The 14,945-nt window shown below is 66.9% G+C and carries 14 protein-coding genes; 8 read left to right on the top strand and 6 right to left on the bottom strand.

The window, feature by feature from the left end; all coding sequences use genetic code 11:
* Positions 1-46: 46 nt before the first annotated feature.
* Positions 47-1,210 carry an MFS transporter gene (locus QO207_RS19305; protein WP_301533924.1) on the top strand — a complete coding sequence of 388 codons (1,164 nt, stop codon included), beginning with the start codon at positions 47-49 and terminating at the stop codon, positions 1,208-1,210.
* Positions 1,211-1,240: 30 nt separating this feature from the next.
* Positions 1,241-2,290, top strand: a complete 1,050-nt coding sequence (locus QO207_RS19300; protein ID WP_301533923.1) for an alkene reductase — start codon at positions 1,241-1,243, stop codon at positions 2,288-2,290.
* Between the two features lie 501 nt (positions 2,291-2,791).
* Here QO207_RS19300 and QO207_RS19295 read toward each other — a convergent pair.
* The 4 genes from QO207_RS19295 to QO207_RS19280 all read right to left on the bottom strand — a co-directional run bounded on the left by QO207_RS19295 (position 2,792) and on the right by QO207_RS19280 (position 6,622).
* Positions 2,792-3,061: a FeoC-like transcriptional regulator gene (locus tag QO207_RS19295; RefSeq protein WP_301533922.1), complete on the bottom strand. Its 270-nt coding sequence runs from the start codon at positions 3,059-3,061 to the stop codon at positions 2,792-2,794.
* The gene (gene feoB, locus QO207_RS19290) at positions 3,061-5,355 is read right to left on the bottom strand and encodes a Fe(2+) transporter permease subunit FeoB (RefSeq protein ID WP_301533921.1); all 2,295 of its coding nucleotides are present in this window, start codon (positions 5,353-5,355) and stop codon (positions 3,061-3,063) included. The genes QO207_RS19295 and feoB overlap by 1 nt, the downstream gene beginning before the upstream one ends.
* Before the next feature lie 6 nt (positions 5,356-5,361).
* Positions 5,362-5,589, bottom strand: a complete 228-nt coding sequence (feoA, locus tag QO207_RS19285; RefSeq protein ID WP_169936660.1) for a ferrous iron transporter A — start codon at positions 5,587-5,589, stop codon at positions 5,362-5,364.
* Positions 5,590-5,779: 190 nt separating this feature from the next.
* Positions 5,780-6,622: an ATPase gene (locus QO207_RS19280; RefSeq protein ID WP_301533920.1), complete on the bottom strand. Its 843-nt coding sequence runs from the start codon at positions 6,620-6,622 to the stop codon at positions 5,780-5,782.
* A gap of 255 nt (positions 6,623-6,877) precedes the next feature.
* Between QO207_RS19280 and QO207_RS19275 the strand changes: the two genes are divergently transcribed.
* A complete protein-coding gene (locus QO207_RS19275) occupies positions 6,878-7,168 on the top strand; it encodes a hypothetical protein (protein ID WP_301533995.1) in 291 nt (96 codons plus the stop codon).
* Between the two features lie 137 nt (positions 7,169-7,305).
* Here QO207_RS19275 and QO207_RS19270 read toward each other — a convergent pair whose 3' ends face one another.
* Positions 7,306-8,295, bottom strand: coding sequence for an NAD(P)-dependent oxidoreductase (locus tag QO207_RS19270; RefSeq protein WP_301533919.1), 990 nt, complete (start codon positions 8,293-8,295; stop codon positions 7,306-7,308).
* 193 nt (positions 8,296-8,488) lie between these two features.
* Here QO207_RS19270 and QO207_RS19265 point away from each other — a divergent pair, with 193 nt between their 5' ends.
* Positions 8,489-9,550 (top strand): trans-acting enoyl reductase family protein, encoded by a 1,062-nt coding sequence (locus tag QO207_RS19265; RefSeq protein WP_301533918.1) that lies wholly within the window; start codon positions 8,489-8,491, stop codon positions 9,548-9,550.
* Here the strand turns inward: QO207_RS19265 and QO207_RS19260 are convergent.
* A complete protein-coding gene (locus tag QO207_RS19260) occupies positions 9,537-10,442 on the bottom strand; it encodes a LysR family transcriptional regulator ArgP (RefSeq protein ID WP_301533994.1) in 906 nt (301 codons plus the stop codon). The two genes, QO207_RS19265 and QO207_RS19260, sit on opposite strands and share 14 nt — an antisense overlap.
* Before the next feature lie 93 nt (positions 10,443-10,535).
* Between QO207_RS19260 and QO207_RS19255 the strand changes: the two genes are divergently transcribed.
* The 4 genes from QO207_RS19255 (at position 10,536) to QO207_RS19240 (ending at position 14,727) form a co-directional block, all read left to right on the top strand.
* Positions 10,536-10,940, top strand: a complete 405-nt coding sequence (locus tag QO207_RS19255) for an ACT domain-containing protein (RefSeq protein ID WP_301533917.1) — start codon at positions 10,536-10,538, stop codon at positions 10,938-10,940.
* Between the two features lie 3 nt (positions 10,941-10,943).
* Positions 10,944-11,546 carry a LysE/ArgO family amino acid transporter gene (locus QO207_RS19250; RefSeq protein WP_301533916.1) on the top strand — a complete coding sequence of 201 codons (603 nt, stop codon included), beginning with the start codon at positions 10,944-10,946 and terminating at the stop codon, positions 11,544-11,546.
* A gap of 324 nt (positions 11,547-11,870) precedes the next feature.
* Positions 11,871-12,452: a superoxide dismutase gene (locus tag QO207_RS19245; RefSeq protein ID WP_301533915.1), complete on the top strand. Its 582-nt coding sequence runs from the start codon at positions 11,871-11,873 to the stop codon at positions 12,450-12,452.
* 193 nt (positions 12,453-12,645) lie between these two features.
* On the top strand, positions 12,646-14,727 hold the full coding sequence (locus tag QO207_RS19240; RefSeq protein ID WP_301533914.1) for a bifunctional diguanylate cyclase/phosphodiesterase: 2,082 nt from the start codon (positions 12,646-12,648) through the stop codon (positions 14,725-14,727).
* The last annotated feature ends 218 nt before the right edge of the window (positions 14,728-14,945 follow it).

Here is a 14,945-nt window from a genome sequence, read left to right as displayed (position 1 = left end):
CCGGCTACTGCCAGCCAAGACCACCCCACTCTCCAGGAGCAGGCACATGCCCACTTCGCTTCTCGTCCTCGCTTTGTCCGCGTTTGCCATCGGCACCACGGAATTCGTGATCATGGGCCTGCTGCCCGAGGTCGCAGGCGACCTTTCCGTGACCATTCCCGCCGCCGGCTGGCTGGTCAGCGGCTATGCCTTCAGCGTCGCCATCGGCGCGCCGATCATGGCCCTGCTCACCGCCCGCCTGCCGCGCAAGACCGCGCTGCTGATGCTCATGGGCATCTTCATCCTCGGCAACCTGCTCTGCGCGGTGGCCGCCAACTATGGCCTGCTGATGCTGGCGCGGATCATCACCGCCCTCTGCCACGGCGCCTTCTTCGGCATCGGCTCGGTGGTTGCCGCCAGCCTGGTGCCGGCCAACCGCAAGGCTTCCGCCGTGGCCCTGATGTTCACCGGCCTGACCTTGGCCAACGTGCTCGGCGTACCAGCCGGCACCGCGCTGGGGCAGATCGCCGGCTGGCGCTCGCCGTTCTGGGCGGTGACCCTGATCGGTGTGTTCGCGCTGATCGGCCTGTGGAGCGTGCTGCCGAAGAAACACGATGAAGAAGCGGTGGACATGCGCAAGGAAGTCGCCGCGCTGCGCAATGGCCCACTGTGGCTGGCACTGGGCACCACCGTGCTGTTCTCCGCCGCCGTCTTCGCGCTGTTCACCTATGTCGCGCCGCTGCTGGGCGAAATCACCCAGGTCTCGCCGCGCGGCATCACCTGGAGCCTGGTACTGATCGGCCTCGGCCTGACCCTGGGCAACATCGTCGGCGGCCGCCTCGCCGACTGGCGCCTGGGCACCACGATGGCCGGCGTGTTCGCCACCATGGCGGTGGTCTCCACCGTCCTGAGCTGGACCAGCGCCTCGCTGATCCCGGCCGAGATCACCCTGTTCATCTGGGCCGCCTCTGCCTTCGCCGCAGTGCCCGCCCTGCAGGTCAACGTGGTGCGCGTCGGCGGTGCTGCACCGAACCTCGTCGCCACCCTGAACATCGGCGCCTTCAACGTCGGCAACGCCATCGGCGCCTGGGTCGGCGGCAGCGTCATCGACCACGGCCTGGGCCTGACCCGCGTGCCCCTGGCCGGCGCCGTGCTCTCCGTACTCGCGCTGATCGCGGTAATGATCGCCTTCAGCGGCAAGCCCAACCAGACCCAACCCGTACTCGATTGATCCTCCACCCTCACGCCCCGGAGTAACGCAATGACCACGCTTTTCGACCCCATCGTCATCGGTGACCTGGAACTGCCCAACCGCATCGTCATGGCCCCGCTGACCCGCTGCCGCGCCGACGAAGGCCGCGTGCCCAACGCGCTGATGGCCGAGTACTACGTCCAGCGCGCCGACGCCGGCCTGATCCTCAGCGAGGCCACCTCGGTGACCCCGATGGGCGTCGGCTACCCGGACACCCCCGGCATCTGGTCCGACGACCAGGTCCGCGGCTGGACCAACATCACCAAGGCCGTACACGCCAACGGCGGCCGCATCATGCTGCAGTTGTGGCACGTGGGCCGCGTCTCCGACCCGCTGTACCTGAACGGTGAACTGCCGGTGGCGCCGAGCGCCCTCAAGCCGGCCGGCCACGTCAGCCTGGTGCGCCCGATCAAGGAATTCGTCACCCCGCGCGCCCTGGAAACCGAAGAGATCGCCGACATCGTCGAGGCCTACCGCGTCGGTGCAGAAAATGCCAAGGCCGCCGGTTTCGATGGCGTGGAAGTCCACGGCGCCAACGGCTACCTGCTCGACCAGTTCCTGCAGAGCAGCACCAACCAGCGCACCGACCAGTACGGCGGCTCGGTAGAAAACCGCGCACGTCTGCTGCTGGAAGTCACCGATGCGGTGATCGGCGTCTGGGGTGCCGGCCGCGTCGGCGTGCACCTGGCTCCGCGCATGGACTCCCATGACATGGGCGACACCGACCCGCTGGCCACCTTCGGCTACGTAGCTCGCGAGCTGGGCAAGCGCGGCGTGGCCTTCATCTGCACCCGCGAGAAGGCCGGCGACGACAGCATCGGCCCGAAACTGAAGGAAATCTTCGGTGGCGTGTACATCGCCAACGAGCGCTTCACCAAGGACAGCGCCAACGAGTGGCTGGAAAGCGGCAAGGCTGATGCGGTGGCCTTCGGCATCCCGTTCATCGCCAACCCCGACCTGGTGACCCGCCTGGAAAAAGGCGCCGCCTGGAACGAGCCGCATCCGGAAACCTTCTACGGCAAGGGCCCGGTCGGCTACCTGGACTACCCGCGCCTGTAACGGCGGGTTCCAGCGCCAATGAAAAGGGCGCCTTCATTCGAAGGCGCCCCTTTTTGTTTTCCGGCGGAACACATCCCACCTGTAGGAGCGGAGCTTCTCCGCGAATCGCCGATAGGCGATGGTCGATGACCTCTTCCTGTGACTGCCGTGTCCGCGCGGTAGATTTCGCGGACAAGGTCCGCTCCTACGGGTGAAGTTCGGCGTCGCATGCAGGAGCGAGGGGGACGCCATCGTTATTGCTCGCGAACCGCATGGCGCCGGCGCTCGGCCTGTTCGCGAGCAAGCTCGCTCCTACGAAAAGCCGCCGGGTTGGATATCGAGGCAACTGTAGGGCGCATAACGCCTCGGGCGTTATCCGCCGTCCTGGCGGATAACCCGTTCCGGGTTATGCGCCCTACAAGTTGCTGAACGTAGGATGGCGTGGAGCGCAGCGATACCCATCAATCCGCGGCAACCACAGCATGGGTATCGCCTAGGCTCCACCCATCCTACGGTTCGAGGTTACTGGGTGATCCAGCGCAAGGGTGTGGCGTCGTTGCGGCCAGCCAAGCGATACCCCGTGGTCGCACACCGCGTCGCCTCAGCGCAGCCCTTGCAGCTCCCGCAGGCCGCCGGCTCGGGTGCGATCTTTTCCACCACGCCCATCGCCAACAGCCGCTCCAGCAGCGCTTCAAGCAGAGCCTTCGAGGCGCCCAGGCGCTGGGCCAGGGTCGGTACATCGGCCTCGCCCATCTCGCCGAGCAGGTTGCGCACCGCGATTGCCGTGGCCATCAGTGGCAGCTCCCCGCCGGGGCCGGGCGCAGTTCACGCTCGCCGTCCAACTCCAGGCCACGCCGGCCGACCCAGCGCAGGATCAGGAACAGCACCAGGTTGAACGCCAGCACCAGGCCGATGGCTACCGCGCTGTATTGCGGATGCTCGGCGAAGCTGAAGACCTGGTAGCAGAGGGTTGCCAGCGAGTAGGCGACGTTGAGGCCCCAGAACACCGCGAAGGTCATCCAGCCGCGGCCGCTCTCGCGGGTCAGCGCGCCGAGGGTCGCCACGCAGGGCACATAGAGCAGCACGAACACCAGGTAGGCGTAGGCGGCCAAGGGGCTGCCGAACTTGGCGGCGAAGGTGCCCATGGAGCCCTCCTCCATCTCGCCGTCGGCCATGCTCGCGGCGACCGGATTCGCCAGCACACTGAGGCTGAACGAATCACGCAGGCCATCCAGGGTATCCGCGCCGGCCTGCTTGAGCTGGCCCCAGAGGTCGTAGCCGTCGGCATCGAAGGCTTCGCCGTGGATGTGCTCGGCGGTGTACAGGGTGTTCAGGGTGCCGACCACCACTTCCTTGGCCAGCGCGCCGGTCACCAGACCCACCGTGGCCTGCCAGTTGTCCTCGTGCACGCCCATGGGTTTGAGCAGCGGCGTGACCTTGTGGCTGAGGCTGGCCAGCGCCGAGTCGGCGATGTCGCCCTGCACCGGGCGGCCATCGAGGGTGACGCTGTTGAGACCGCCGATCACCAGGCTGACCAGGATGATCACCGTCCCCGCGCGGACCACGAAGGCGCGCAGGCGCATCCAGGTCTGCAGCAGCAGGCTGCGCAGGTGCGGCACGTGGTACAGCGGCAGCTCCATGACGAAGGGCGAGGCCTCGCCGCGCATCAGCGTGTGCTTGAGCAGCAGGCCGGTGAGCACCGCCACGACTATGCCCAGCAGGTACAGCGAGAAGATCGCCAGCGCGCCGTTCTGGCCGAAGAAGGCCGCGGCAAACACGGCGAAGATCGCCAGCCGCGCACCGCAGGACATGAACGGCGCCATCATCGAGGTCATCAGGCGTTCGCGCGGGTTGTCCAGGGTGCGGGTGCCCATGATCGACGGCACGTTGCAGCCGAAGCCGACGATCAGCGGCACGAAGGATTTGCCCGGCAGGCCGAGGGCCTGCATCAGGCGGTCCATGACGAAGGCCGCGCGGGCCATGTAGCCGGAGTCTTCGAGCAGCGCGAGGAACAGGTACATCAGGCCGATCTGCGGAATCAGCGGCAGCACCGCGTTGATGCCGCCGCCCAGGCCCTGGGCGAGCAGCGCGGTAAGCCAGTCCGGCGCGCCGCTGCGGGCGCCCAGCCACTGGATACCGTCGATGAAGAGTGCCGAGGAACCCTGGTCGAAGATCGGCTGCAGCGCGCCGCCCAGGGTGATGGCGAAGAAGAACATCAGGTACATGACGAAGAGGAACACCGGGATGCCCAGCCAGCGGTTCAGCGCGACGCTGTCCAGCAGTTGGGTCAGGCGGTGCGGCGCGGCCTGGCGATGGTTGCTGGCGCGCTCGCAGAGTTCGCCGATCAGCCGGTAGCGCGCGTCCACCAGCAGCAGTTCCGGGTCTTCGCCGCAGGCGCAGCGGATCGCATCGCGGGCGGCCAGCAGGCTCGCCGGGTCGAGCTTGAGCTGGCGGGCGCAGTGCAGGTCGCCTTCCAGCGCCAGCAGCGCCATCCAGGCCTGGGTTGGCGGTGCATCGGCGGGCAGCAACTGGGTGACGGCGTTGCGCAGCGCGGCGGGATACGGCACGTGCAGCGGCGGCTGATCCGTCACGCCATCGATGGCATCTTTCAGCGCGTCGATACCTTCGCCACGGGTCGAAACCAGCGGCACCACCGGGCAACCCAGCTCCCGCGCCAGCGCTTCGCGGTCGATGTTCAGGCCCTGGGTGCGGGCGATGTCGAGCATGTTCAGCGCCACCACGCAGGGCAGGCCCATTTCGCGCAGCTGCACGGTGAGGTAGAGGTTGCGTTCGAGATTGGTGGCGTCCACCACGTTGACCAGCACGTCCACCTCGCCATCGACGATGCAGCGCCGGGCGATCTGCTCGTCCAGCGAAGCCTGGGTCGACAGCGTGGTCAGCGAGTAGGTGCCGGGCAGGTCCACCAGGCGTACGTTGTGGTGCGCGGTGCGGAAGCTGCCTTCCTTGCGCTCCACGGTGACGCCAGCCCAGTTGCCGACGCGCTGGCGCGAGCCGGTGAGCTGGTTGAACAGGGTGGTCTTGCCCGCGTTGGGGTTGCCGATCAGGCCGATGCGCAGCTCGTCCATGGCGGCTCAGTCCTGCACTTCGAGCTGGAGGAAGGCCAGGTCGCGGCGGCGCAGCACCAGGCTGCACTGGCGGGTATCCACCTGCACCGGATCGCCCAGCGGCGCCACGCGGCGCACCTTCAATTCGGCGCCTGGCAGCAGCCCCATGGAGAACAGGCGCTGGCGGAAGGCGGCACCGATCCCGGGGCGGTATCCGGCAATGCGGTACCGGCGTTGCGCTTGAAGATCGTGCATGGGGTGCCTCCGGGCGAATGATCGAACAACGGGAGAATCAGAATGACTCTCATTTGTTAGCGATTATTCGCCTCGAGGCCGGCCCTGAAACTGATTCAAGACAAGAATTGCCGACACTACCCCCAAAGAGGGATGGCCATGAAAAAGCCCCCGGCGCTTTCGCGGCGGGGGCTTTTCCTGTCCAGGCGGATCAGCGCGCGCTGAGTTGCTGCTGGAGGTTCTGCATCTGCTGCTGCAGGGTGTTGATGTTGCGCATCACCTGGATGCGGAACACGTCGAACTCCTTGGTATCGCTGCCGGCCTGGCCCTGGCGGCCATCGACCTCGGCGCGCAGCAGCATCAGGTCGTCCTGCACGCTCTTGATCGCCTGGCTCTGGTTGCCCTGCTTCTTCAGGTTGGCGATTTCGGTGTTCAGCCCCTGGATCTGCTGGTTGGCGCTGGCGAGGTCGGCCTGCACGTTCTTCAGCTTGTCCTGCTCGTCGGTGATGGCCTTGAGCTTGCCGTCGAGCTGGGTCATCAGCAGCGCGGCGCTTTCCTGCTGGGCCTTGAGGTCGGCACTGACCTGCGCCAGCCGCTTGCCCTGGGCGCCGTCGAACTCCGACAGGGAAGTCTGCTGCGCCTTGGCCTGCTCGGCGAGGCGGCCCTGCAACTGCTTGACCTGCAGCTTGAGCGCTTCGCGGTCGCTCATGCCGCTGGATTCGTTGGAGACGAACTTGCCGCGGATGTCATCCAGGCGACCGGCGGCTTCTTCGCTGATCTTGGCGAAACTTTCCTGGGTGGCGATCAGTTGCTGCTCCATCAGCATCAGTTGCTGGTGGCTCCACCAGCCGACGCCGGCCAGGGCGATGGCCATGGCCGCCACCAGCGCCCACAGCGCCCCGGTACCGCCGCCGCCACGCTTCACCGGCTGCGGTACGGGACGGCCGTTGGGCTCGACCACGCGGCGCGGGTGATGACCGAACTCGTCGCGATCAGCGGCGTCGGTGGAAAGGTGGGGCACATCATCGAATTCGTCGAACGTGTCGTTACGCATGGAGTGAACCTGTGGGGATGAAGCGGCGTGTTGCCTGCGCTGGGCGCAGTATATCCGTTCGCGCGACGCGCGTGAGCAGCGTGCCATCACAGGGCACTACGCACCTCGTCGGCGCATAGAAGACCCCGTCTTCACTGGTGCAGTTCCCTGGCCGACCCGCCAATAGTGGCTTTGCGACATCGTGGCACGCGGCTTGCTCCGGCCTCTGATCACTTGGCGCCGCTCTGGCGCCCATCGCGGGGAGGAAGTCGGGTGATCGAACTCAACAAGGCCATCCTGGATTGCATGCGTGAACTGCGCCGCCGTCTGCGTGAGGAACAGGCGCTGGATATCCAGTACCAGCAGAGCGACGCCATCGAGCAGATGCTGCGCGCCTCCGCCGACTCTGCGCGGGGCGAGACGCGCGAGCTGGGCGAACGCCTGAGCGCGCTGAGCGGCGTGAAGCTGCCCCGCGTGGTGCAGGAACCGAGCTTCCTGCCGCTGCAGGGCGGTGCTGACCAGCAATACTCCGGGCCGCTGCGCGGCGGTGCCCGCCCCTCACGCTGATGCGGCTGTTGTAGGAGCGAGCTTGCTCGCGAACAGCCCGAGCTGCGGTGCCGTGCGGTTCGCGAGCAAGTTCGCTCCTACAGGGAAGGTCCTGCGCCAGCAGTTGCCCTCGCAGCGGGCCTACAACTCACGAAACATTACGCCCCGCGCACCCGCCACCAGTCGCAGAACTCGTCCAGCGCATCCCACAGGCTGTTCTGCGGGTCGTAGTCGAGGTACTGGCGGGCGCGGCTGATGTCCAGGGAGAAGTCCTTGGCCATCACCGCCATGCCCAGGCGATGCAGGGTCGGCTCCGGGCGGCCGGGCAGGACCTTGCACACGCCTTCGTTGACAAGAGCCAGGTTGTAGGCCAGCCCGTAGGGCATGTGCCGTTCCACCGGCTGCATGTCCAGCCGACGCAGCACGTAGTTCACCACGTCCCACAGCGGCAGTGGCTGGCCGTTGCTGATGTTGTAGGCCTGGCCAAGCGCTTCGTCGCCGGCCATCAGGCTGGCGAACAGCGCGTCGTTGAGGTTCTGGATGCTGGTGAAGTCCACCTTGTTCAGACCCTGGCCGATGATGCGCAGGCGGCCCTTGCGGTGCGCGGCGATCATCCGCGGGAAGATGCTGGTGTCGCCGGCGCCGGTGACGAAGCGCGGACGCAGCGCCAGCACCTCCAGGCCGAACTCCTGGGCGCCGAGGGCGACCAGTTCGGACTGGTACTTGGTCGAGCCGTAGTGGTTGGCGAAGCGCTTGGGCACCTGCTGCTCGCTGATGCCGACGTGGGACTGGCCATCGAAGTAGATCGACGGCGACGACAGGTGCACCAGCCGGCGCACCTTCTGCTTGAGGCAGGCCTCGACCACCGACTCGGTCATGGTCACGTTGGCCTGGTGGAAGTATTCCTGGCTGCCCCACACGCCGACCGCGCCAGCACAATGCACCACGGCGTCGACGTCGCTGCACAGCGCGCGCACCAGCGCCGGGTCGGACAGGTCGCCGGCCATGAATTCGGCGCCGCGCGCCACCAGCGGTTGCAGCGCCTCTTCGCGGCGTCCGTTCACCCGTACCGCCAGCCCCTGCTCCAGGGCAAAACGGGCAAAACGCCCGCCAATGAAACCGCTGGCTCCGGTGACCAGAATCTTCATGCACGCCACTCCCGTTCTTATAGTCCGGCGACTCTAACAGGCGCCGCACCCTACTACTCTGGCCTTGCACGCCAGAAACGAATCCTTGCAGACCGCAGCGCCGCGCCAGGGTTGCACGACTTGCGATCGGCGACAGTCACCGGGCAGTTGCGACTACCCTTTGAGGCACGCAGTTTTCTCAAGAGGCCACACCATGAGCAAGCCCCACTGGATGATCTACGGCGCCAACGGCTACACCGGCCGGCTGGTGGCCGAGCAGGCGCAGCGCGAGGGCCTGAAGCCGATCCTCGGCGGTCGTAACCCGGCCAGTCTGCATGCGCTGGGCAGTTCACTGGGACTGGAATGCCGGGTATTCGACCTGAACGACAGCGCTGCCGCCCTGGCCGCGCTGGAAGATGTCGGCGTGGTTGCAAACTGCGCCGGGCCGTTCTCCGCCACCGCCGCGCCGATGATCGAGGCCTGCATCGCCAGCGGCGCGCACTACGTGGATATCACCGGGGAGATTTCCGTCTTCGAGTACGCCCACAGTCTCGACGAAGTAGCGCGCACCGCCGGCGTGGTGATCTGCCCCGGCGTCGGCTTCGACGTGATCCCCACCGACTGCGTCGCCGCCTGTCTGAAGGAAGCCATGCCTGACGCCGCGCACCTGGCGCTGGGCTTCGACAGCGGCAGCGGCCTCTCGCCGGGCACCGCCAAGACCACCGTGGAAGGCCTCAAGCTGGGCGGCAAGGTGCGCGAGGCCGGGCGCCTGCGCGACGTGCCGCTGGGCTACAAGCGCCGCGACATCGACTTCGGCCGAGGCCTCAAGCACGCGGTGACCATTCCCTGGGGCGACGTGGCGACGGCCTATTACTCCACCGGCATTGGCGACATCGAGGTCTACCTGCCGGTGCCGCCAGCCGCCGCCATCGGCATGCGGGTGATGGATAGCTTGCGCCCGTTGCTGGGCCGCGACCGTGTGCAGGACTGGCTCAAGCAGCAGGTGGACAAGCGCGTCCAGGGCCCCGACGAACTCGCCCGCAGCAAGCTGCGCACCTGGGTCTGGGGCGAAGTGCGCAACGCCCGTGGCGAACGCCGTACCGCGCGGCTGGAAACCGCCAACGGCTACGACGTGACCATCCACGGCGTGCTCTTTGCGGTGCGCCACCTGTTGGCCAACCCGAACACGGTCGGCTACTTCACCCCGTCGAAACTCTTCGGCGCGCGCTGCATCGAGCAATTGCCGGGCAGCGGCAGCATCGTCATTCGGGGCTGATCGGCACCAGCAGGCCCGGCGCCTTCGCCAGCAGGTGCCGGGTCAGTGCGGCGAGCAACTCGCCGCCGTTGCGCCAGTGGTGCCAGTAGAGGGGCACGTCGATCACCTGCCCCGGCAGCATGTCCACCAACTCGCCGCGCTCCAACTCTCCGTGCACCTGTTGCTCCGGCACCAGGCCCCAGCCGAGGCCGCCGCTGGTCATGCGCACGAAGCCTTCGGAGGACGGGCACAGGTGGTAGCTGAAGTGGCCGTCGACGCCGAGGTCCTTCAGGTAGCGGTGCTGCAACTGATCGTCCGGGCCGTAGACGATGGCCGGGGCGCGGACAAGGCCGGCGGGCGTCACGCCTTTGGGGAAATGCCGGGCGACGAATTCCGGGCTGGCCAGCCCGCGATAGCGCATGGCGCCCAGCGGCTCGCAGCGACCGCCGGCCACCGGGCGCGGACTGGCGCAGACGCAGCCGGCCACCTCGCCGGCGCGCATGCGCTTGAGGCCGACTTCCTGATCCTCGACCACCAGGTCCAGCAGCACGTGGCGCTCGCCGCAGAAATCGCCGACCGCGTGCGCCCACCAGGTCGCCAGGCTGTCGGCGTTCAGCGCCAGGCGCAGGCGTTCGGGCGCCGCGCCGTCATCCAGTGCCGGCACCCACTGCTGCAGGTCGCCCTCCAGCAGGCGCACCTGCTGCACATGGTTGAGCAGGCGCTGGCCGAGATCGGTCGGTTGCGGCCGCGCCGCGCGCACCAGCACCGGCTGGCCGACCCGCGCTTCGAGCAGCTTGATGCGCTGGGAAATGGCCGACTGCGACAGCCCCAGCACCTGGGCGCCGCGCTCGAAACCGCCCTGCTCCACCACGGCGGCCAGGGCGGCAAGCAGCTTGTAGTCGAACATGATCAGTTTCCCTAATGAGATATCAGCAGTATTGGTTTTTCTTATACAGGCGAAAGCCGGACAATCGCCAGCATTCCCCCTCTTTATGGATTGCCCACCATGGCTGGCGAAACTTCCCTGGCCGCGCTGCTGCGCGACATGACCCCGGTGCTCAACGACGGCGAGTACGTGTTCTGCACCCTGCCCGACGGCCAGCTGCCGGCCGGACTGCAACCGCTGGGCAGCTTCCGCGAAAGCGAGGGGTTGACGCTGATCCTGGCGCGCGCCGAAGCCGAACAGGCCGGGCTGGCCTTCGACTATGTCGCCGCCTGGCTGACCCTGGAGGTGCATTCGGCGTTGCAGGCGGTGGGCCTCACCGCCGCTGTGGCCGGCGTCCTGGCCAGAGCCGGGATCAGCTGCAACGTGATCGCCGCCTGGTACCACGACCACCTGTTCGTCGCCCATGCCGATGGCCAACGCGCGCTGGAAACACTGCGCGCACTCGCACTCGATCCGGAGGCCTGAGCCATGTGGCAGAGCTACCTCAACGGCCTGCTGGTCGCCGCCGGCCTGATCATCGCCATCGGCGCGCAGAACGCCTTCGTCCTCGCCCAGAGCCTGCGCCGCGAGCATCACCTGTCGGTGGCCGCGCTGTGCGTGCTGTGCGATGCGCTGCTGGTCAGCGCCGGGGTGTTCGGCCTGGCCAAGATCCTCGCCGAGAACCCGACGCTGCTGGCCATCGCCCGCTGGGGCGGCGTCACCTTCCTGCTCTGGTACGGCCTCAAGGCGCTGCGTCGCGCAGTCGCACCCGAAGCCATGGCCGATGCCACGCAAACCGGCCCGCGTTCGCGGCGCACCGTGCTGATGGCGGCGCTGGCGGTGACCCTGCTAAACCCCCACGTCTACCTCGACACCGTGCTGCTGATCGGCTCCCTCGGCGCCCAGCAGGCGGCGCCCGGCGCCTACGCCATGGGCGCGGCCAGCGCCTCGCTGCTGTGGTTCTTCACCCTGGCCCTCGGCGCAGCCTGGCTCGCCCCCTGGCTGGCACGGCCGGCGACCTGGCGCCTGGTCGACCTGATGGTCGCGGTGATGATGCTCGGCATGGCCGCGCAGCTGGTGTTCGCCGGCTGATCGCAGGCACTGGCGGCAATCAGTTCGAACGACGATCCGTCATCCCGGTCAGTGCATAGTGAGCCCCGCGCTCCGACGCAGGCCGCTGCGCAGGGCCTTTGCCCCTACAGTTGCTGCGTGGATATGCCACAGGTCGGGTGCTATGATCCGACCTTCGCGGCGCCGGCGGGCCTTGAGCCTTCCGGACGCAACTGGCGCGCTGCCGGTCCCTTCGGGGACGTATTGCAGCTACGCCCGGATGCCGCGACAAACATCGAACCGGCCCCGTGTACCGGTCGCGCGCTCGTCGCGCTAGCCCAGACTGAGTGAGATAGGAGAGAGACCATGGCTTTCGAATTGCCGCCGCTGCCTTACGCGAAGAACGCCCTTGAGCCGCACATTTCCGCGGAGACCCTGGAGTTCCACCACGACAAGCACCACAACACCTACGTCGTGAACCTGAACAACCTGGTTCCGGGTACCGAGTTCGAAGGCAAGAGCCTGGAAGAGATCGTCAAGACCTCCTCCGGCGGCATCTTCAACAACGCCGCCCAGGTGTGGAACCACACCTTCTACTGGAACTGCCTGAGCCCCAACGGCGGTGGCCAGCCCACCGGCGCCCTGGCTGACGCCATCAACGCTGCCTTCGGTTCCTTCGACAAGTTCAAGGAAGAGTTCAGCAAGACCTCCATCGGCACCTTCGGCTCCGGCTGGGGCTGGCTGGTGAAGAAAGCTGACGGTTCCCTGGCCCTGGCCAGCACCATCGGCGCCGGCTGCCCGCTGACCAGCGGCGACACCCCGCTGCTGACCTGCGACGTCTGGGAACACGCCTACTACATCGACTACCGCAACCTGCGTCCGAAGTACGTCGAGGCGTTCTGGAACCTGGTCAACTGGGACTTCGTCGCCGAGCAGTTCGCTGCCTGAGCGCATCCCGCTTGATACGAAAAACCCGGCCCCGCGCCGGGTTTTTTCGTAATGGGCGCGTAACACCCGCGTGTCAGCTAACCTGAAAGGCCGGTACAGTCACGAAACACAACGATGGCCCTTTGACGTCATTGCGCCAATTGCCAATACTCAGCCCCAGTCGTTCGCCCCTGGCGAGAAACAAGGAACGCCCTTGAAACTGGATCCCCGGCACAGCCTCTCCCTCAAGCTGCTGCGAATGGTATTGCTCGCGGCCCTCGTGGTCGGAGTGGTGCTCAGCTGTGCCCAGATCGTCTATGACGCCCACAAGGCGCGCCAGGCCGTACACAACGATGCCCAGCGCATCCTGGCGATGGTCCGCGACCCCTCCACCCAGGCCGTCTACAGCCTCGACCGGGACATGGCGATGCAGGTCCTCGAAGGCCTGTTCCAGCACGAAGCCGTGCGCTACGCCGCCATCGGCCATCCCGACGAACCCATGCTGGCGGAGAAGTCCCGCCCGCTGCTGGACTCCAATACCCGCTGGCTGACCGACCCGATCCTCGGCGCCGAGCAGAACTACTCCATCCGCCTCGCCGGCCGTGGCGGCTCCAACGAATACTACGGCGACCTGAAGATCACCCTCGACACCGCGCCCTACGGCGACGACTTCGTCGCCACCTCGGTGATCATCTTCATCTCCGGCATCCTCCGCGCCATGGCCCTGAGCCTGGTGCTATTCATGGTCTACCACTGGCTGCTGACCAAGCCGCTGTCGAAGATCATCGAGCACCTCGCCTCGATCAACCCGGACCGCCCCAGCCAGCACAAGCTGCCGATGCCCGACGGCCACGAGAAGGACGAGCTGGGTTTATGGGTGACCACCGCCAACCAGTTGCTGGCCTCCATCGAGCGCAACGGCCATTTGCGCCGGGAGGCCGAAGACAGCCTGCTGCGCATCTCCCAGTACGACTTCCTCACCGGCCTGCCCAACCGCAAACTGCTGCAGCAGCGCCTGGACCAGATTCTCGAAGGCGCCTCGCGCCTGCAACGCCGCGTCGCCGTGCTCTGCCTGGGCCTGGATGACTTCAAGGGCATCAACGAACAGTACAGCTACCAGTTCGGCGACCAGTTGCTGATCGCCCTCGCCGACCGTCTGCGCACCCGCAGCGCCCACCTCGGCGCCCTGGCGCGGCTGGGCGGCGACCAGTTCGCCCTGGTCCAGGCCGACATCGAGCAACCCTACGAAGCGGCGGAACTGGCCCAGCAGATCCTCGACGACCTGGAAGCGCCCTTCGAGCTGGACCAGCACCTCGTGCACCTGCGAGCCACCATCGGCATCACCCTATTCCCCGAGGACGGCGAGACCACCGAGAAGCTGCTGCAGAAAGCCGAGCAGACCATGACCCTGGCCAAGAGCCGCTCGCGCAACCGCTACCAGTTCTACATCGCCAGCGTCGACAGCGAGATGCGCCGCCGCCGCGAACTGGAGAAGGACCTGCGCGAAGCCCTGGCCCGCAGCGAGCTGCACCTGGTCTATCAACCGCAGGTGGATTATCGCGATCACCGCGTGGTCGGCGTCGAGGCGCTGCTGCGCTGGCAGCACCCGACCCAGGGCTGGGTGCCGCCGGACCTGTTCATCCCGCTGGCGGAGCAGAACGGCAGCATCTTCAGCATCGGCGAATGGGTGCTCGACCAGGCCTGCCGCCAGCTGCGCGAATGGCACGACCAGGGCTTCGACGACCTGCGCCTGGCAGTCAACCTGTCCACCGTGCAGCTGCGCCACAACGCCCTGCCACGGGTGGTCAGCAACCTCTTGCAGATGCACCGCCTGCCGCCGCGTTCGCTGGAGCTGGAAGTCACCGAGACCGGCCTGATGGAAGACATCTCCACCGCCGCCCAGCACCTGCTCAGCCTGCGTCGCGCCGGCGCGCTGATCGCCATCGACGACTTCGGCACCGGCTACTCCTCGCTGAGCTACCTGAAGAGCCTGCCGCTGGACAAAATCAAGATCGACAAGAGCTTCGTCCAGGACCTGCTGCTGGACGACGACGATGCCACCATCGTTCGCGCCATCATCCAGCTCGGCAAGAGCCTCGGCATGCAGGTGATTGCCGAGGGTGTGGAGACCGTCGAGCAAGAGGCCTACATCATCGCCCAGGGCTGCCACGAAGGTCAGGGCTACCTCTACAGCAAGCCGCTGCCGGCGCGCGAGCTGACCCTCTACCTCAAGCAGGCACGGCGCCTGGCCGAAGCGGCCGGCGGCAATCCCAACGGGTCCGTCGAGCGGCATTGACCCCTTCGGGTGGACAACGCCCTCCCCACGCCGAATCCCCCCTGTAGGAGCGAGCTTGCTCGCGAACAGCCCTAGCGCCGGTGCCATGCGGTTCGCGAGCAAGCTCGCTCCTACGAAAAGCCAATTCCCCCTGCGCGTTGCTGGCGACTTGCTGGCCCCGTGATCGAACGGCGCTATCGAACTCTCTTTTCAAAAATGAAAATCTTTCGCATTATGTT

The organism is Pseudomonas sp. CAN1 (assembly GCF_030462585.1).
Lineage (GTDB): Bacteria > Pseudomonadota > Gammaproteobacteria > Pseudomonadales > Pseudomonadaceae > Pseudomonas.
Note: the sequence above shows the minus strand (reverse complement) of the source record. Positions and strands in the feature narration are given on the sequence as shown.